Origin of the sequence: Nocardioides panzhihuensis (assembly GCF_013408335.1) — a bacterium.
In the GTDB taxonomy this organism is placed as follows: domain Bacteria; phylum Actinomycetota; class Actinomycetes; order Propionibacteriales; family Nocardioidaceae; genus Nocardioides; species Nocardioides panzhihuensis.
The window spans coordinates 5,905,730-5,922,133 of the sequence record NZ_JACBZR010000001.1 but is presented as its reverse complement, the minus strand read 5'-3'; the positions used below and the strand labels follow the sequence as shown (position 1 = coordinate 5,922,133).

Genomic DNA, 16,404 nt, shown 5'->3' with positions numbered 1-16,404 from the left:
GACGATGAAGAAGCTCCTCGGAATCGGCATCTCGGTCGGAGTGCTCGCCGGCATCTGGACCCAGGTGAGCATCGAGCTCACGCTCATCACCTGGGTCGGGTTCGTCGCCTGGGCGTGCTACTTCGCCGCCGGCGGCGGACGCGAAGGATTCCTCAAGGGTCTCGCGGCGAACCTTGCCGGTGCACTGTGGGGATACGGCGCCAGCCTGGTCCTGACCTACGCGACCTTCACCGGAGCGGTCGCCCTGGCGGTCACGGTCGTCGCGTTCATCCTGTGCCTGCAGGCGGCCGTGGACCTGCTGTCCTTCATCCCCGGAGCCTTCGCCGGCACCGCGGTGCTCTTCGGCACGTCGTTCGACCTCGGCGGCACGGTCATCGCGCTGGTGGTCGGCGCCTGCCTCGGGTGGCTCTCGGACATCGTCGCCCGACGGATCCAGACCGCGGTCGACCGATCCGGACAGCCGCTCCCCGCGTCCCAGCCCTGAAACTCGTACCGAAATATTGGAGGCAATCATGTCCACAACCCAAGAATCACCGCGTGTCGCCCTCGTGACCGGAGCAGCCCAGGGCATCGGCAAAGGCATCGCCCTACGTCTCGCCGCTGACGGGCTCGACGTCGCAGTCAACGACATCGGTGCCAACGGCGACCAGCTCAAGGCCCTGGCAGAAGAGATCGAGTCGATGGGTAGGCGTTCGACCGCGATCGAGGCTGATGTCGCCGATCCGGCCGCGGTGCAGACCATGGTGGACCGGGTGGCCGCCGACCTCGGACGACTCGATGTCGCAGTGGCCAACGCCGGGATCGCCGACGTGAAGCCGTTGCTGGAGACGACACCCGAGGAGTTCGACCACCTGATGTCGATCAACCTCCGCGGTGTCTACCTCTGCTACACGGCAGCCGCGAAGCAGATGATCAAGCAGGGCGGTGGCGGCAAGATCATCGGCGCCGCGTCGATCGTGGCGTACCGGCCCTTCGCGCTGCTCGGCCCCTACTCGGCCTCCAAGTGGGCCGTCCGCGGGCTCACCCAGGCCGCGGCGATGGAGTGGGCACAGCACAACATCACCGTCAACGCGTACTGTCCGGGCATCGTCGGCACCGCGATGTGGGACCACATCGACGAGGAGCTGGCCAAGCACGAAGGTCTGCGCAAGGGCGCGGCCATCGAGAAGCACTCCGAGCTGATCCACCTCGGCAGGGTGTCGGTTCCTGAGGACGTGGCCGCGTTCGTGTCCTACCTGGCCTCCAAGGACTCCGACTACATGACGGGCCAGTCCGTGATGATCGACGGGGGCATCCAGTTCTCGTGACTTCCACCCGATCCATGAAGGAGAGCTCATGATCTTCATCGCCGCCCGCTTCCGGATCAAGCCGGAGTACGCCGAGGACTGGCCGGTCATCTCCGGCCCGTTCACCGAGGCGACCCGGGCCGAGCCCGGCAACCTCTGGTTCGACTGGGCCCGCAGCCTCGACGACCCGAACGAGTACTTCCTGCTCGAGGCCTTCGCGGACGAGGGCGCCGGCGCCGCCCACGTCACCTCTGCCCACTTCAAGCAGGCCCAGGCGGACCTCCCGCGCCATCTCGCCGAGACACCGCGGATCGTCAACACCGACGTCCCGGGACAGGAGTGGTCCGAGCTCGGCGAGCTCGCGGTCACCGGCTGACGCCACTGATCCCGCTCGACCTGGGTGAGTCCAGGTCGAGCGGGATCCGGACGTCAACCACGCGCCGAGGTGCGCCGCCCCAGATAGGCGAGGCAGGCGACGGCGAGCGCGACGCCCCACAGCGGCCACAGCATCTCCGGCGCCCAGGCGGCCCAATCCGAGGTCGCCCCGGGGACCCGCCAGAGGTCGTCCGTGATCGCCATCCGCCAGAACGAGATCCCGGCGGACATCACCACCCCGGCGACCAAGGTCCCGGGCACCAGGGCCATCGCGATCGGGACCGGACGGCCCCCGATGCCGGGCACCCAGCGCCAGAACACCTCACCCCAGCGCGCCACCAGCCCCCAGGTCAGGATCGCCCCGACCACGGCGGAGGCGCCGAGCCCGAAGCCGGCCCACTTCGCCTCGCCGAGCTCCTCCAGCATCCCGCGGCTGATCCCGAGCGGGATGTCCAGCGCCCAGGCGATCCGGGTCACGGCGTAGAGAAGAGGTACGACGACAGCGACCGCCACCGCAGGACGCCCCCAGCGCGCCCAGCGGCCCCAGTCCAGACGCCCGCCCTGCTCGGCCTGCCCGAGCAGCGAGACGCCGGCGACGACCAGGGCCAACCCGCCGGCAGCATGCGCCAGAGCGACACCGGAGTCGACGAAGAGGCCCCACTCGAGCTGTCCGGCGCCCGGACCGACCCCGACCATCGCCAGCAGGACCTGAGGCAGATAGCCGAGGAACATCAGCGCGCGGACGTCGGAGACGACCACGGCCACGACGAGCCCGACAACGATCAGGAGCCATCCTGTCGCCCTCGTCGTACGCGGTGTCCGCACCTTCGCGACCACGCCCCCGGCGACCAGGGCGAGCAGCGCCAGCACCGCGATCACCCACGACATCTGGGTGCCGCTCAGAGCGCCGAGCGGCGAAGCCGCATCGGGGACCCACGGGTCCGGTGCCCTGCCCAGCAGGGCGAGCCCGACCAGAGCGCCGAAGACGAGTGTCCAGGCGCCGGCCACCCAGGGCGCCGCGCGCAGCACGACGGAGTGGTGCTGCGTACGTTCCGTACGTTCCAACATTGCAGTCATCTCGACAGGCTCGATACATCGCATCACGCCACGCTCCTGGCCGTGTCCCAGCGCTGTCCGACCGTGCGCAGCAGGGCCGGATAGACGATGGCGTAGCGGAAGGGCTTGATGAGGGCCATGTAGACCTCGCCGAACCGCCCGTTGGGTCGCACCAGCACGCTCATCTGCGCGCTGTAGCCGTCGGGGGCGCTGTCGTCCTCGACCCAGCCTAGGTGCAGGACACCGTGCATCGTGCGGTTTGCGATCTCCGCGGCGTACTCCCGATCCGTCAGGTAGAGCGCGTGGAACGGGATGGTGTCGCTCTCGGGTGCCGGACTGTTCCTGAGGTCTTCGGGCAGACGATCGCGCAGCGGCGCGACCCGTCCTCCCAGACCCTGCTCGTCGCCGTCGGTGCCGAGCATCCTGCCGAGCGCCCAGCGGACCGCGAAGAGGAAGCGGTACGCCGCCGGGAAGTCGCGGTCGTCATCGGCCATCATCGCTGTGACGAAGCGCGGCAGGTCGTCGGGGCCGCCCTGGACGGGCAGCGCCCAGACGTCCTCGAGGTCGAAGTCCTCGGTGATCTCGTGGATCCGCCAATGCCGGCCGGAGTAAACGCCGGACGGCAGCGGTCTGGTCCTCATGGGTGCTCGTGTGGTGGCAGCTTGTGTGGTCATGTCTCCACACTGGTCCGTGCGCGACCGCGGCTCGTCGCCCTCAGGTCGCGGGGACCTCAGCCTCTGGGATGAGGCTCAGCTACGCCGGCCGACCAGTCCGGTCTCGTAGGCCAGCACGACCGCCTGCACCCGGTCGCGCAGGCCGAGCTTGGCGAGCACATGGCCGACGTGCGTCTTCACCGTCGCCTCGGAGAGGTGGACGCGGCGGGCGATCTCGGAGTTGCTGTCGCCGGTGGCGAGCTCGAGCAGCATGTCGAGCTCGCGGGGCGTGAGGGCTGCCCGGATGTCGGCGGCGCGGCCGCTGTCGGGGGCGGGGCCCGTCGCCACGTGCTCGAGCAGGCGTCGCGTCGTCGACGGCGCCACGACGGCATGACCGGCGTGAACGGTGCGGATCGCCTCGACGATCTCCTCGGCCCGGGCGTCCTTGAGCAGGAAGCCGCTGGCGCCGGCCCGGATCGCCGGGAACGCGTAGTCGTCGAGGTCGAACGTCGTCAGCGCCACGACCTTCGTCGCGGGCTTCTCACTCGTGATCGCTGCCGTGGCCTGGATCCCGTCGAGCCGCGGCATCCGCAGGTCCATGAGGACCACGTCGACCCGCTTCGTACGCACCAGGGCGAGCGCCTCATGACCGTCGGCCGCCTCCCCGGCGAGCTCGAGGTCGGCCTGGCTCTCGACCATCATCCGCAGCGCCGAGCGCATCAGCTCCTGGTCGTCGACGATCGCCACCCGGATCGGGCTCCCTGGCTCGCTCACGCTGGTCGCTCGCTCATAGCGGCATCATGGCGCGTACCCGCCACCCTTCGCTGCTCGGCCCCGCCTCGAGCGTCCCGCCGACCGCGGCCACCCGTTCACGCATCCCGCGCAGACCTCGCCCGGGTGGGCGCTGCGTCCCTACTCCGTCGTCGCTGACCTCGACCTGGAGATGACGGCCGGTGCGTTTCACCGACACCGTCGCCGCCGCTCCTGGCCCCGCATGACGGGTGACGTTGGTGAGCGCCTCCTGCACGACCCGGTAGGCGGTCAGGCCGACGGCCGGCGCGACCTGACCGGGCTCGTCCGCCTCGAGACGGACACTCAGGCCGGCCGCGCGCATCCGCTCGACGAGATCACCGACGTCGGCCAGCCCCGGCTGTGGCTCCGTCGAGGACTCCCCGCCGAGCACCCCGAGCAGCCCCCGCATCTCCGTCAGCGCCTCCCGGCCGGTGTTCGCGATGGTGTCGAGGATCCCCGCCGCCCGCTCCGGCTGCTGCCCGACGACCATCCGGCCGGCCTCGGCGTGGCTGACCACGACCGCGAGCGAGTGGGCGACGACGTCGTGCATCTCGCGCGCGATCCGCTGCCGCTCCTCGCCGGCCGCACGATCGGCGACCTGGTCGGCCCAGGCGGCCCGAGTGGCGCGGAAGCGACCGAGTGCCCACGCCGCCATCGTGGCCGCCAGCGTCGCGGTGGTCACCATCAGCCACCAGGTCCACCCCTGCAGGCCGGTGCCGTCGAAATGCCATACGCGTACGACGGTCAGCAGACAGCCCACCAGCGCGATGCCGAGCGCGACCCCGGGCCAGGGTCGCCGGTCCTGCGCGCTCACCGCGTAGAGCAGCACGAAGAAGCACAGACTGCTCGGCAGCAGGACCGGTCCGAACTCGCTGCCGGCGGCGGCCGCCGTCGGCCCACCCAGATCGGGAGCTGCGACCAGCACCAGCTCGGCCAGCGCCCCGGCGACGTACGACTCCAGCGGCCGGCGACGGGCGGTGACCACAGCGGCGTGCAGCGCCACGAGCGCGACCAGGAGCGCGATCTCCCACCCCGTGGCGACGTCGCCCTCTGTCACCGACGTCCATCCGACCGGCAGCAGGGTCAGCGCCAGCACCCCGGCCAGCGCCACCTGTCCGACGTCGCCGAGCCAGCGGGGCCCGGGAGCAGCTGCCACGGTCATGCGCCAACCCTAGTGGGGTGAAGACGACCGTGGGCCCGCTCCGATCGGAGCGGGCCCACGGGGTGAGCTCGAGAGTGAGCTCGAGATGAGCTCAGCAATGCTGTCTGCGCCGTGTCACATGTTGCGCGGACCGGTGGCGTCGTCGCGCTCCTTCGCACTCATGCTGCGCGACTTCAGCAGGCTCAGGATGGTGGTGATCGCCAGGATACCGACGATGACGCTGAGCGAGACCGAGATCGGGATCTCGGGCGCCCACTCGACGTGGTGGCCACCGTTGATGAACCACAGCTCGTTCTCGTGGAGCGCGTGGAAGACGAGCTTGAGGCCGATGAAGCCGAGCAGGATCGCCAGGCCGTAGGACAGGTAGACCAGGCGCTCGAGCAGACCACCGATGAGGAAGTAGAGCTGGCGCAGACCCATCAGCGCGAAGATGTTGGCGGTCAGGACCAGGTAGGGCTCCTTGGTCAGACCGTAGATCGCCGGGATCGAGTCGAGCGCGAACAGCAGGTCGGTGACTCCCAGCGCGCAGATGACCACGAACATCGGGGTCGCGATCCGCTTGCCGTTCTCCTGGATGAACATCTTGGCGCTGGTCCACTGCGAGGTCATCGGGATGTGCCGCTCGAGGAACTTCACGATGGCGGGCTCCTCGTACTCGTCCTCGTCCTCGCCTCCCTCCATGGCCAGCTTGACCGCGGTGTAGATCAGGAACGCACCGAACAGGTAGAAGACCCAGCTGAAGTTCTCGATCGCGGCCGCGCCCACGGCGATGAAGATGCCGCGGAAGATCAGCGCCAGGATGATGCCGATCAGCAGCGCCTTCTGCTGATACTGCCGTGGCACCGCGAACTTCGACATGATGATGATGAAGATGAACAGGTTGTCGACCGAGAGCGAGTACTCAGTCAGCCAGCCCGCGAAGAACTCCGTGCCGTACTTCGGGCCGGAGAACACGAAGACACCGATGCCGAACAGGATGGCCAGGCCGATGTAGACGCTCAGCGCGACGACCAGCTCCCGACGGGAGGGCTCGTGCGGCCGGCGGCCGATGACGAGTACGTCGAAGAGCAGCACAGCGCTGGCGATGCCGATGGTCAACCACCAGATGAGCGGTGAGACGTCCACGAAGGGACTCCTTAGATCGTGAGGCAGAGCGTTCCTTGGGGAAGATTAGGCGACCAACGCCAAACCTTCGAAGTCGTAACAGACCGCAGCATCCGTCGACGGCATCGGCGACGGCGCTGGAGTCGGCTACGGCAACACCCCGACCTAGTTGTATAACGAGTGCGTTACCAATCTAACAAGCAGTGCTCCAAGCACTCCACATGCTCTCAGGCACGGACGGCGAGGTGAGTCGTCGATCACACCGTGGATGGCTGGACCTCAACCGGACTTGATGTCTTAGCGTCGCACCAAAAGAGAGAGGAGGGGGTGTGAGCGACACACTCACCGACCAGTTCAAGGCCGGATTCCGCCGTTACCCGACCGGCGTGGCCGTCGTGGCCGCCTCGACCGAGACGGGTCCCGTCGGGGCGACGGTATCGAGCGTGGCCTCAGTGAGCGCGAACCCGCCGATGCTGTCGTTCTCGGTCTCGCGGTCGGGCCGCTCCGGGCCGGCGCTCACCGGGAGCGACCGCATCGCGGTTCACGTCCTGACCGAGTCCCAAGCCCAAGTCGCTGCAGCGTTCGCCGACCGGACCGCGCCTCGGTTCACCGTCGCTCAACGCTGGACGCTCCCCCAAGGGGAGCCGCCGATCCTGGACGGGGCAGCGGCGAGCTTCTACGGACGGATCGCCCGCGTCATCCCCGCCGGCGAGGCCTGGCTCGTGCTGCTCGAGGTCGACGCGATCGAGCTCGGCGAGACCGCCGAGCCGCTCCTGCACCACGACCGGCGCTACTGGTCGCTCGGCCCTGCCGTCAGCCCCCTCCCGCTCGGACGCATCCTGCCGGAGAAGGCTTCCTGATCGTCGGCATCGACGGTCTTTCCACATCACCACCGAGAGGAACCAACATGCGACTCTTCGCTCCCACCATCGAGGTCTCGGCCCACTGCGACCTGCCCTGCGGCGTCTACGACCCCGCCCAGGCCCGCATCGAGGCCGAGTCCGTCAAGGCAGTCATCGCCAAGGCCCTGGACAGCGACGACCCCGACTTCCGCACCCGCGCCGTGCTCATCAAGGAACAGCGCTCCGAGCTCGTCAAGCACCACCTGTGGGTGCTGTGGACCGACTACTTCAAGCCCCCGCACTTCGAGAAGTACCCCCAGCTCCACACCCTCGTCAACGAGGCCACCAAGCTCGCCGGCGCCTCCGGCACCAAGGGCACCCTCGACCTCGAGGTAGCCGACAAGCTCCTCGCCAAGATCGACGAGATCGCTGAAATCTTCTGGGCGACCAAGAAGGCCTGAGGCACAACACCTTCTTGCGAGAAGCCAGGTTCCGGCGCCAGCCGGGACCTGGCTTCTTTCCTTGTTCCACCCGTCAATGGCATAGACGTATGACAAGTACGTCACTAGTGTGACAAGTGCCACTTCCCCCGCGCGGCGGCCTCGGCCGCCGTCGAACGTTGAGGAGCACGCATGCGTCATCTTCGAAAGCGCACCACACCCCTACTGCTCGCCCTCGGTCTCGTCGGATCGCTCACCGCGGCCATGCCCGCCACCGCCGACCAGCCGATCGACCGACCCGCGCGAGGCCCGGACGCCGCGGCGATCGAGAGGATCGTCGACCGCATCGACGAGCCGGCGATCCCCGACCGCGACTACGAGATCACCGACTTCGGTGCCGTGGGCGACGGTGCGACCGACGCACTGCCGGCGATCAAGGCAGCGATCGAGAAGGCATCCGCTGACGGCGGCGGCCGCGTCGTACTTCCTGAGGGCACGTGGCTGTCCGAGGGACCGGTGCACCTGGCGAGCAACATCGACCTCCACGTCTCCGACGGAGCGACCCTGCTCTTCGGCACCGACACGGACGACTACCTGCCGGTGGTGCGTACGCGCTGGGAGGGCACCGAGCTGGACGGCTACTCCCCGCTGATCTACGCCAAGGACGTGCACGACGTCGCCATCACCGGATCGGGCACCATCGACGGCAACGAGGACTCCGAGTTCCACGCCTGGAAGGCAAAAGAGAAGCCTGACCAGCTTCGGTTGCGGCAGATGGGCTTCGATGGCGTCCCCGTCGAGGAGCGCGTCTTCGGGAAGGGCACCTTCCTGCGGCCCAGCGCCATCCAGTTCTTCGGCGCCGAGCGGGTGCTGCTGGAGGACTACACCGTCACCAACTCGCCGTTCTGGATCAACCACCTCGTCTACACCGACGAGGCCACCGTACGAGGGCTGAACGTCGACAGTCACCGCGCCAACAACGACGGGATCGACGTCGACTCCAGCACCAACGTGCTGATCGAGGAGAACCGCTTTCGCACCGGCGACGACTCGGTCGTCGTGAAGTCGGGCCGTGACCTCGACGGCCGCACGATCGCCCGGCCCAGCGAGAACGTGGTGATCCGCCGCAACGACATGGGTGGCGAGGACGGCATCGCCCTGGGCAGCGAGATGTCGGGTGGCATCAAGGGTGTCTACTTCACCGACAACGTGCTGCGCGACGGGGCCTCGGCGATCCGGTTCAAGGGCAACCTGGACCGCGGCGGCACGGTCGAGAAGATCCGGGTCAGCAACATGGAGGTCGGCAGCTTCGAGACGTTCATCTGGTTCCAGCTCGACTACCCCGGCGAGCTGGGCGGCGACTACCCGCCGGTCTACCGCGACATCGTCTTCTCCGACATCACCGTCGCCTCGGCCAAGACCGGGCTCGACATCCACGGGCCCGCCGACGCGCCGCTGAGCGACGTCACCCTTCGCAACGTCACGATCGACGAGGTCGAGACACCGATGGTCCTGGAGAACGTCGAGGGTCTGCGCTTCGACGACGTCCGCTTCGGAGACCAGCACATCGACGGAAAGCTCGACTGGGTGTCCTGACCCGGTCCCCCGGCCCCGCCCGTCGCGCGACTCCTGCGAGGATCTCGCAGTGGGCGGGGCATCGGGTCGCCCCGTACCGATCGTGGAGGGAACAGCATGAACACAGTCCGACAGATCAGCGCCTTCGTGGGGCGTTGGTTCGCCTTGATCGTCCTGGTCGCCGGCGCCATCGCACTGGCCACCCCCAGCACCTTCGACGGGTGGGCGGCGCAGGTGCCTCTGCTCCTCCAGATCATCATGCTCGGGATGGGCATGACGCTCAGGCCGCGCGACTTCGCGATCATCGGTCGGCGGCCCTGGGCTCTGCTGCTGGGCGTCGCGGCTCAGTTCACGGTGATGCCCCTGCTCGGCTGGGGCATCGCCAACGGGCTCGGCCTCTCCGCGGTGCTGACCGCCGGCATGATCCTGGTCGGCTGCGCACCGGGTGGCACCGCGTCCAACGTCATGGTGTTCCTGGCTCGTGGCGACACTGCGCTGTCGGTGGCCATGACGTCCGTGTCGACGCTGCTCGCGCCGGTGCTGACGCCCCTCCTCGTCCTGCTGCTGATCGGTGAGGATCTTCCCGTCTCCGCGAGCGACCTGTTCGTCTCGATCGTGAAGATCGTGCTCGTCCCGGTGCTGCTCGGTCTGGTGCTCCGGCTGCTGTTCCCTCGTCTCATCGAGCGGATCATCGACGTGCTCCCGCTGATCTCGGTCGCCGGTATCACCGCGGTGGTCCTCGCCGTCGTCGCCGGAAGCGCATCGACCCTGCTCTCCGTCGGCCTCCTGATCGTGCTCGCCGTGGTCCTGCACAACGTCGCCGGCCTGGCACTGGGGTACGCAGTCGGGCGGGTCTGCGGCATGCCGATCTCGAGCCGGCGCGCCCTCAGCATCGAGGTGGGCATGCAGAACTCCGGCCTCGCCGCCGCCCTCGCGACCGTCCACTTCTCCCCCGCGGCCGCGCTGCCTGCCGCGATCTTCTCGGTGTGGCACAACGTGTCCGGGTCGACCCTGGCGAGCTACTGGTCGCGTCGTCCCGTCGAGGGGGATGACGCCACCTCACCGAAGGGCGCCCCGGCCAAGAAGTCCTGACGAGCTCCGGACGAGCAGCGCGTCGACGGCGACCGGCCGCCCCGCATCATCGATGAGCAGCGGGTTGATCTCGAGCGACTCCAGGTCGGCGGTCTCGTGCAGGACGAGGTCCGAGAAGCTCACCACCGCGGCTGCGAGGGCATCCCGGTCGACGGCGACCCGTCCGCGCGGACCGTCGAGGAGCTCGGCGTGACGCAGCCGGTTCATCATGGCGTGCGCATCGTCCGTGGTCAGCGGCGGCAGTCGCACCTGGACGTCGGCGGCGATCTCGGTCAGCACACCGCCGATCCCCAGCACCACCACCGGCCCGAACACCGGGTCCCGGCGCATACCGAGGATCAGCTCGGTCTCCGAGGAGATCATCGGCTGGACGACCAGGCGACGATCGGTCACGCCGTGCTCCTCGGCGGCCACGAGGATCCGTTCCGCAGCGGCGCGCACCTGACCCGCATCGGCCAGCCCGACCTGCACCAGCCCCAGATCCGACTTGTGTGCGACCTCGGTCGACAGGAGCTTCACGACCGCTGGGAAGCCGAGCCGCGTTGCCGCCGCCGCGGCCTCGTCGGCCGTCAGGACCTCGTCCTCGCCGACGACGGGCACACCATGGGCAGCGAGCAGCCGCTTGGCCTCGACCTCGTCGACGACTACCCGGTCAGGCGACGACTCGACCTGCGGGTCCGCCGCAGAGGTGGCCGGCGTGGGCTCGGCAGGAGCCCAGAACCGGACGAGCGAAGACAACGCCCGGATCGCCCGGACCGGCTCGGTGAACCCGACCAGGCCGGAGCGCGCCAGGCGAGGTACGGCACGGCCGGTGCCGCCGACCCACACGGTGACGATGGGCCTGTCGGTGCGCGCTGCGGCCGACTCCACGATCTCGCAGACCTGGTCTTCCTGACGCTGCATGTTGCCCACAAGCACCGTGATGATGTCGGTGTCGGGGTGCTCGATGGCGACGTCGAGGGCCTTGCGGAGCAGCTCGGGATCGGTCACCAGCGCGCCGGTGACGTCGATCGGGTTGCGCACCGACGCGAAGGCCGGCAGCACCGCACCCATCCGCTCCGACCAGGCACGATCCCAGGATGCGAGGCTGAGGCCGTAGTCCTCGATGGCGTCGGCCATCAGCACTCCGGCCCCGCCCGACAGCGTGATCACGGTCAGTCGGCCGCCCTTCGGCCGAGCGCTCAGCCCGAACACCCGACCTAGGTCGAGCAGGTGGTCCACGTCGTGGGCGCGCACCGCGTCGTACTGGGCGAGCAGTCCGTCGAAGACGACGTCGGCGCCGGCCAGCGCACCGGTGTGGGACGCGGCCGCGGCTGCGCCTGCCTGGGAGCGGCCGACCTTCATCAGGCACACCGGAACACCGTTCGTCCGGGCGGCTGCCAACGCCTGACGGAGTCGCTGCGGGGCACGTACTCCCTCGACGTACCCGAGGACGACCTTGGTGGTGTCGTCCTGGACGAGGCCCTCGATCACCTCGGAGAGCGAGATGTCCATCTCGTTGCCGGTGCTGACGAACCGGCCGAGACCGATGCCCGACATCTGTGCCTCGGTCAGGATGAAGGCACCCATCGCCCCGCTCTGCGTGACAAATGCGATGCCGTCGTCGCGCAGCACGAGCGACTCGTCGTCGATCCCGGTCATGAAGGTCGCCGTGACACCGTCCGCGGCGCCGATCACCCCGTTGCAGTTCGGGCCCAGAACCCGGACCCCGTAGCGGCGCGCGACCTCCGCGACCTCGTCCTGGAGGGCAGCGCCCTCGGGTCCGATCTCAGCGAAGCCGGACGCGAACACGATCACGACAGGCACACCGAGCTCGCCGCACTCGGCGATGGCCGGCGCCACCTCGGAGGCCTGGAGCACGACGACAGCCAGCTCTGGGACGGTGGGGAGCTCGCTCAGAGCGGCATAGCAACGCAGGCCCTGGACCTCGCCCCGGCGTGGGTTGACCGGGTAGATCTCACCCTGGAAACCGTGCATCTGGAGGTAGCGCAACGTACGACCCGCTGCCTTGAGGCCGTTGGACGACGCGCCCACGATCGCGATGCTGCGCGCTGCGAACAGATGCCGGATCAGGTCGACGGGCGGGGCGGAGTCGTCGGATCGCATGTGTGGCCCCTTCGTGAATCAGGTCGACTCAGCAGCCGTGCTGATGTGGTCGGCCACACATCACCACACACCTTGCTCGGCAAGCCAGGTTTCCGTCCCGCTGGCCCGACCGCAGCCGGCAGGGATTGCGACCGTGGTCGGATGATCTCGGCCCTTCGGCCGTGTTGACTGGCCACCATGAGCGAGCGCACCGTCCGGCAGACCTCGACGATCTCGGCCCCGCTCGACGCGGTCTGGCAACGGGTGACCGACTTCGAGGGGATCAACGACGAGCTCATGCCGGTGATGCGGATGCGGGCTCCGGCGGGCATCCGGGACACCGCGATGGACACCGTGCCGCTCGGGGTGCCGCTGGGCAGGTCCTGGCTCTTCTACCTCGGGTTCCTGCCCCTCGACTACGACGACCTGATGGTCACCGAGCTCGTGCCCCGTTCTCACTTCCAGGAGGTCTCGACGATGGGGTCGATGCGCAGCTGGACGCACCGTCGTGAGCTCCACGCCGTCGACGCCGGCCACACGGAGGTGACCGACGTCGTCGGCTTCGAGCCACGGCTCGCGATGCTGGCGAGTCCTCTGGAGCCAGTGATCCGGCAGCTCTTCGCCCATCGGCACCGGCGCCTCGTCCGCCACTTCACGGACTAGGAACAGGCGGTCACGCCTTGTCCGCGACCCCGCACCACTCGGCGATGAACAGCGCGATCGACTCGTGATGCGGTCCCTCAGAGGAGGCCGAGACCTGTGGCGTGACGTCGTACTGCCTCGCTGTCGGCGACGAGCACCAGAGGTACGTCGTCGCCCATCCCGCTCCACACGCGCTCGACCCGCCCGTCGTGAGGGTCGAGCCGCACCTCGCGGATGTAGACCGCGAGGATCCGCCCGGGATGACGGCGGACGGTGTCGACGTAGGTCTGCGGGTCGTGCTCACCGGAGTCGCCGAGGAGGACGAACCGTAGCCCGGGGTGGAGCGCGAGGACCTCGTCGATGCGCGCCGTCTTGGGCTCCCGACCGGCGGCTCGACCGAGCAGGTCGCGCAGCAGGAGCGGTCCGCGGGGGAAGTCGCGGTGGCGTACGAAGGCGCTCAGGAACGAGTGCAGGTTCCACGGGCTGGAGGAGATGTAGAACACCGGGTTCACGCCGGCGGCCAGGTCGCGGTAGAGCTCGGGCGCGCCCGGGAACGGTGTGCGCGTGAGCGCCGACCCGGTGAGGGTCTGACGCACCATCCGTCCGACGCGCTGCACCCCGGTCTCGAGGATCGTGTCGTCGATGTCGGAGATAACGCCGAACCGCGCCTCCTCGGCAGGAACGCAGACCTCCACCGGGACCTGATGGACGCCGGCCAGGCCGCGGTACTCGCCGGCCAGCTCAACGGTGCCGCGGGCCCACGGGGCCTCCAGCGTGTCGGGGCTGGGATGCAGTCGCGCCACGAAGTAGCCCTCGTCGTCGGTGACCGCGTCGACCGCGGCGTCGCCCACGGTGATCCGCAGCGGCACACCCGGAAGCTCGTCGGTCACGAAGTGGCGGACCATACGGCGTACGGCGGCGACCGCACCCTCGCCCTCGACGGCCGCCGGGGGCGGCGGATCGTCGACGACCCGGCCGCGCACGACGACCCCCTCGGCGCTCCCGTGACCGCCGTAGCACACGATCCGGAAGTCCGACGGCACCCTCGATCCCGCCCGGCGGAGCCTTGCCGCGTCCCAAGCTCGCTCCAGCTTGAGAACCCATAGACGCGCCGACATGGCGACAGCATATGGTCCGCCCGTCCGGCCGGCGGTCACGCCAGCGGCAGTGCCAGCAGCGCGTTCTCGATGAGCTCGGGCATCGCCGGATGGATCCAGTACTGGTCGCGTGCCATTGTCCGGGCATCGAGGCCGAACTGCATCGCCTGGATCAGCGGCTGGATCAACGTCGGCGCTTCGGGCCCCATGATGTGCGCGCCCAGGAGCAAGCCGGTGTTCGGGTCGGCAAGCAGCTTGGCGAACCCCGTGGTGTCCTCCATCGCCCAGCCGTAGGCGATGCCGGCGTACTCCTGGGTCGAGGTGACGTACTCGATGCCGTCGACTTCGGCCTGCTGCTCGGTCAGCCCGACCGACGCGATCCGCGGTTCGGTGAACACGGCGTACGGCACGTAGCGGTGGTCGGTGCGGATCAGGTCCTTCGGGTGGAGCAGGTTGTGCGCCACGGTGCGAGCCTCGCGGTTGGCCACGTGCTTGAGCTGGTGGGGCGAGCTGATGTCGCCCAAGGCCCACACGCCCGGGGCCGTCGTGGCTTGGGTCTCGTCGACCACGATCCGGCCACCGCCGGTGAGCTCGAGCCCTCCGACCTCGGCCTCGATCAGGTCGCTGTTGGGCACCCGCCCGGTCGCGACCAGCAGCACGTCCGCCTCGAGGCGCTCCTCGCCGTCGTGAGCGTCGAGGAACACCCGAACCCGGTCACCGTCGCGGTCAACTCGTCGGATCGCGCGGTTCAGACGTACGTCCCAACGCCCACCCGCGATCTCGGTGAACTGGCGCGCGACATCGCGGTCCAGCTGACGCAGCAGCTGTCCGGAGCGGGCCACGACGGTGACCTTCACGCCGAGAGAGGCGAAGATGTGGGCCATCTCCACGGCGATGAAGCCGCTGCCCAAGATCACCATGCTCGTCGGCAGCTGCTCCAGCCGCATCACCGAATCGCTGGTGTGGAACCCGCTCTCGGCCAGCCCCGGGACGTCGGGAACGGCCGGGCGGCCGCCTGCGGCGATCACGATCTGGTCGGCGCTGAGCGCCGTGACCTCGTCGGTCTCGGCATCGATGACGGTCAGCTGCTTCGGGCCGGTGAACCGCGCAGTGCCGGTCAGCAGACTCGTGTTGGGCCGGCCGGTCTGCCGGTACTTCTGACCGCCGTCGGCGATCGGGTCGATCCGTCCGAAGATACGGTCGCGGATCCGCGGCCAGTCCGCATCGTTCAAGGAGAGGTCGACGCCGAGTCGCCGCGCTTCAACCGGGGCCCCGGCCACATCGGCGGTGTGCACCAGCATCTTGGTCGGGATGCAACCGACGTTGAGGCAGGTGCCGCCGTACGAGTCTCGGGATCCGACGCCCTTCTCGAGGTACACCACCTCCCAGTCGTCGAACCGCTCATCGACGATGGCGTTGCCCGAGCCGGAACCGATGATCACCAAGTCGACATGTCGCATGCCCCCATCATCGCCGGAGGAACGCTCAGGCACGAACAAGGCCGGGTCGACCACTCCATGCGTCCTGCGAGATGACGAGAAGCATCACCACTCCGGTGACCACGGCCGCGGCAGCAGCCGCCGTCCCCGTCCACACCAGCCCGAGGACGAGCCCGGCCACGCCGAGCCCGGCCATCAGGAGCCCGAGCCGGGTGAACATGGGGGTGTCGAAGGCACGCGCGAAGGGAAGGAAGTGCAGTCCGACCGCCAGCACGATGACCCCGGAAAAGACGTCGACGCGCCCGATCGCTTCCAGCGCCAGCCGCCCCAGCTGGATCCCCACCAACATGCCGGCGACGCTGCCGAAGTACACCCAGGCCGCGCTGCGCGGTAGAGGCTCGAGCGGCGCGAACAGCCGAAGCGTGATGAGCACCGCCCACACGAAGACTGCGAGCGCACCGGCCCAGGCGACCAGTGCTCCCATCGACACAGCGGCCGGCAGCTCGACACGGTTCGCATGGACGAAGACGCTGCCGCCGACCGCCCCGATCACCGCACCCCAGACCCGTGGGTGGCCCAGGTGCTGCAGCCCACGACCGACATCCCCCGGCGTACCGATCATCTGCGCACCTGCTCCTCTGCTTGCCGCGTATCGCTCGAATGAGCGAAGCGGGACCGCCAGGATCGTACTGAACCAGACCTCGGAGGGAATCGGGGGGCAACAAGACGAGGAGACCGGCGACTACTCAACTAAGAAACCCGGC

The 16,404-nt window shown here is 68.9% G+C and carries 17 protein-coding genes; 8 read left to right on the top strand and 9 right to left on the bottom strand.

What is annotated here, in order from left to right:
- The first annotated feature begins 4 nt into the window (after nt 1-4).
- From BJ988_RS28055 to BJ988_RS28045, 3 genes are read left to right on the top strand one after another with little or no spacing between them, the layout of a single operon-like run.
- Nucleotides 5-484, top strand: a complete 480-nt coding sequence (locus BJ988_RS28055; RefSeq protein ID WP_179661087.1) for a DUF1097 domain-containing protein — start codon at nt 5-7, stop codon at nt 482-484.
- 28 nt (nt 485-512) lie between these two features.
- Entirely contained in the window at nt 513-1,307 is a 795-nt protein-coding gene (locus BJ988_RS28050) for an acetoin reductase (protein WP_179661086.1), read from the top strand.
- Nucleotides 1,308-1,335: 28 nt separating this feature from the next.
- Nucleotides 1,336-1,662, top strand: a complete 327-nt coding sequence (locus BJ988_RS28045; protein WP_179661085.1) for a putative quinol monooxygenase — start codon at nt 1,336-1,338, stop codon at nt 1,660-1,662.
- Nucleotides 1,663-1,715: 53 nt separating this feature from the next.
- On the opposite strand, the gene BJ988_RS28040 is transcribed toward BJ988_RS28045, so the two are convergent.
- The 5 genes from BJ988_RS28040 to BJ988_RS28020 all read right to left on the bottom strand — a co-directional run bounded on the left by BJ988_RS28040 (nt 1,716) and on the right by BJ988_RS28020 (nt 6,449).
- A complete protein-coding gene (locus tag BJ988_RS28040; RefSeq protein WP_179661084.1) occupies nt 1,716-2,738 on the bottom strand; it encodes a hypothetical protein in 1,023 nt (340 codons plus the stop codon).
- A 23-nt stretch (nt 2,739-2,761) separates the two neighbouring features.
- A complete protein-coding gene (locus BJ988_RS28035; protein WP_246321595.1) occupies nt 2,762-3,358 on the bottom strand; it encodes a DUF2867 domain-containing protein in 597 nt (198 codons plus the stop codon).
- Nucleotides 3,359-3,466: 108 nt separating this feature from the next.
- Nucleotides 3,467-4,144, bottom strand: a complete 678-nt coding sequence (locus tag BJ988_RS28030) for a response regulator (protein ID WP_179661082.1) — start codon at nt 4,142-4,144, stop codon at nt 3,467-3,469.
- A 13-nt stretch (nt 4,145-4,157) separates the two neighbouring features.
- A complete protein-coding gene (locus BJ988_RS28025) occupies nt 4,158-5,324 on the bottom strand; it encodes a sensor histidine kinase (protein WP_179661081.1) in 1,167 nt (388 codons plus the stop codon).
- 114 nt (nt 5,325-5,438) lie between these two features.
- Nucleotides 5,439-6,449, bottom strand: a complete 1,011-nt coding sequence (locus tag BJ988_RS28020) for a TerC/Alx family metal homeostasis membrane protein (protein WP_179661080.1) — start codon at nt 6,447-6,449, stop codon at nt 5,439-5,441.
- A gap of 308 nt (nt 6,450-6,757) precedes the next feature.
- On the opposite strand from BJ988_RS28020, the gene BJ988_RS28015 reads away from it, so the two are divergent.
- The 4 genes from BJ988_RS28015 (at nt 6,758) to BJ988_RS28000 (ending at nt 10,377) form a co-directional block, all read left to right on the top strand.
- Nucleotides 6,758-7,288, top strand: coding sequence for a flavin reductase (locus BJ988_RS28015; protein ID WP_179661079.1), 531 nt, complete (start codon nt 6,758-6,760; stop codon nt 7,286-7,288).
- Between the two features lie 47 nt (nt 7,289-7,335).
- Nucleotides 7,336-7,731 carry a superoxide dismutase, Ni gene (sodN, locus tag BJ988_RS28010; RefSeq protein ID WP_179661078.1) on the top strand — a complete coding sequence of 132 codons (396 nt, stop codon included), beginning with the start codon at nt 7,336-7,338 and terminating at the stop codon, nt 7,729-7,731.
- 171 nt (nt 7,732-7,902) lie between these two features.
- Entirely contained in the window at nt 7,903-9,306 is a 1,404-nt protein-coding gene (locus BJ988_RS28005; RefSeq protein WP_179661077.1) for a glycoside hydrolase family 28 protein, read from the top strand.
- Nucleotides 9,307-9,402: 96 nt separating this feature from the next.
- Entirely contained in the window at nt 9,403-10,377 is a 975-nt protein-coding gene (locus tag BJ988_RS28000; protein ID WP_179661076.1) for a bile acid:sodium symporter family protein, read from the top strand.
- Here BJ988_RS28000 and BJ988_RS27995 read toward each other — a convergent pair.
- Nucleotides 10,345-12,483 carry an acetate--CoA ligase family protein gene (locus tag BJ988_RS27995; RefSeq protein WP_179661075.1) on the bottom strand — a complete coding sequence of 713 codons (2,139 nt, stop codon included), beginning with the start codon at nt 12,481-12,483 and terminating at the stop codon, nt 10,345-10,347. The two genes, BJ988_RS28000 and BJ988_RS27995, sit on opposite strands and share 33 nt — an antisense overlap.
- Nucleotides 12,484-12,660: 177 nt before the next feature.
- Here BJ988_RS27995 and BJ988_RS27990 point away from each other — a divergent pair, with 177 nt between their 5' ends.
- Nucleotides 12,661-13,125 carry a hypothetical protein gene (locus BJ988_RS27990; RefSeq protein WP_179661074.1) on the top strand — a complete coding sequence of 155 codons (465 nt, stop codon included), beginning with the start codon at nt 12,661-12,663 and terminating at the stop codon, nt 13,123-13,125.
- A gap of 77 nt (nt 13,126-13,202) precedes the next feature.
- Here BJ988_RS27990 and BJ988_RS27985 read toward each other — a convergent pair whose 3' ends face one another.
- Genes BJ988_RS27985 through BJ988_RS27975 form a run of 3 tightly spaced genes read right to left on the bottom strand, consistent with a single transcriptional unit; the run spans nt 13,203 to nt 16,262 of the window.
- Entirely contained in the window at nt 13,203-14,222 is a 1,020-nt protein-coding gene (locus BJ988_RS27985) for a phosphatase domain-containing protein (protein ID WP_179661073.1), read from the bottom strand.
- Between the two features lie 35 nt (nt 14,223-14,257).
- Nucleotides 14,258-15,661, bottom strand: a complete 1,404-nt coding sequence (locus BJ988_RS27980) for a mycothione reductase (protein WP_179661072.1) — start codon at nt 15,659-15,661, stop codon at nt 14,258-14,260.
- Between the two features lie 25 nt (nt 15,662-15,686).
- Complete coding sequence (locus BJ988_RS27975; RefSeq protein WP_179661071.1) at nt 15,687-16,262, bottom strand: hypothetical protein; 576 nt, start codon at nt 16,260-16,262, stop codon at nt 15,687-15,689.
- Nucleotides 16,263-16,404 lie beyond the last annotated feature (142 nt).

What these genes read in the sequence shown, in the direction of transcription:
- BJ988_RS28055 (WP_179661087.1), top strand. Translation starts at nt 5, where the DNA reads ATGAAGAAGCTCCTCGGAATCGGCATCTCGGTCGGAGTGCTCGCCGGC.
- BJ988_RS28050 (WP_179661086.1), top strand. Translation starts at nt 513, where the DNA reads ATGTCCACAACCCAAGAATCACCGCGTGTCGCCCTCGTGACCGGAGCA.
- BJ988_RS28045 (WP_179661085.1), top strand. Translation starts at nt 1,336, where the DNA reads ATGATCTTCATCGCCGCCCGCTTCCGGATCAAGCCGGAGTACGCCGAG.
- BJ988_RS28040 (WP_179661084.1), bottom strand. Translation starts at nt 2,738, where the DNA reads ATGACTGCAATGTTGGAACGTACGGAACGTACGCAGCACCACTCCGTC.
- BJ988_RS28035 (WP_246321595.1), bottom strand. Translation starts at nt 3,358, where the DNA reads ATGAGGACCAGACCGCTGCCGTCCGGCGTTTACTCCGGCCGGCATTGG.
- BJ988_RS28025 (WP_179661081.1), bottom strand. Translation starts at nt 5,324, where the DNA reads ATGACCGTGGCAGCTGCTCCCGGGCCCCGCTGGCTCGGCGACGTCGGA.
- sodN (WP_179661078.1), top strand. Translation starts at nt 7,336, where the DNA reads ATGCGACTCTTCGCTCCCACCATCGAGGTCTCGGCCCACTGCGACCTG.
- BJ988_RS28005 (WP_179661077.1), top strand. Translation starts at nt 7,903, where the DNA reads ATGCGTCATCTTCGAAAGCGCACCACACCCCTACTGCTCGCCCTCGGT.
- BJ988_RS28000 (WP_179661076.1), top strand. Translation starts at nt 9,403, where the DNA reads ATGAACACAGTCCGACAGATCAGCGCCTTCGTGGGGCGTTGGTTCGCC.
- BJ988_RS27995 (WP_179661075.1), bottom strand. Translation starts at nt 12,483, where the DNA reads ATGCGATCCGACGACTCCGCCCCGCCCGTCGACCTGATCCGGCATCTG.
- BJ988_RS27990 (WP_179661074.1), top strand. Translation starts at nt 12,661, where the DNA reads ATGAGCGAGCGCACCGTCCGGCAGACCTCGACGATCTCGGCCCCGCTC.
- BJ988_RS27985 (WP_179661073.1), bottom strand. Translation starts at nt 14,222, where the DNA reads ATGTCGGCGCGTCTATGGGTTCTCAAGCTGGAGCGAGCTTGGGACGCG.
- BJ988_RS27980 (WP_179661072.1), bottom strand. Translation starts at nt 15,661, where the DNA reads ATGCGACATGTCGACTTGGTGATCATCGGTTCCGGCTCGGGCAACGCC.
- BJ988_RS27975 (WP_179661071.1), bottom strand. Translation starts at nt 16,262, where the DNA reads ATGATCGGTACGCCGGGGGATGTCGGTCGTGGGCTGCAGCACCTGGGC.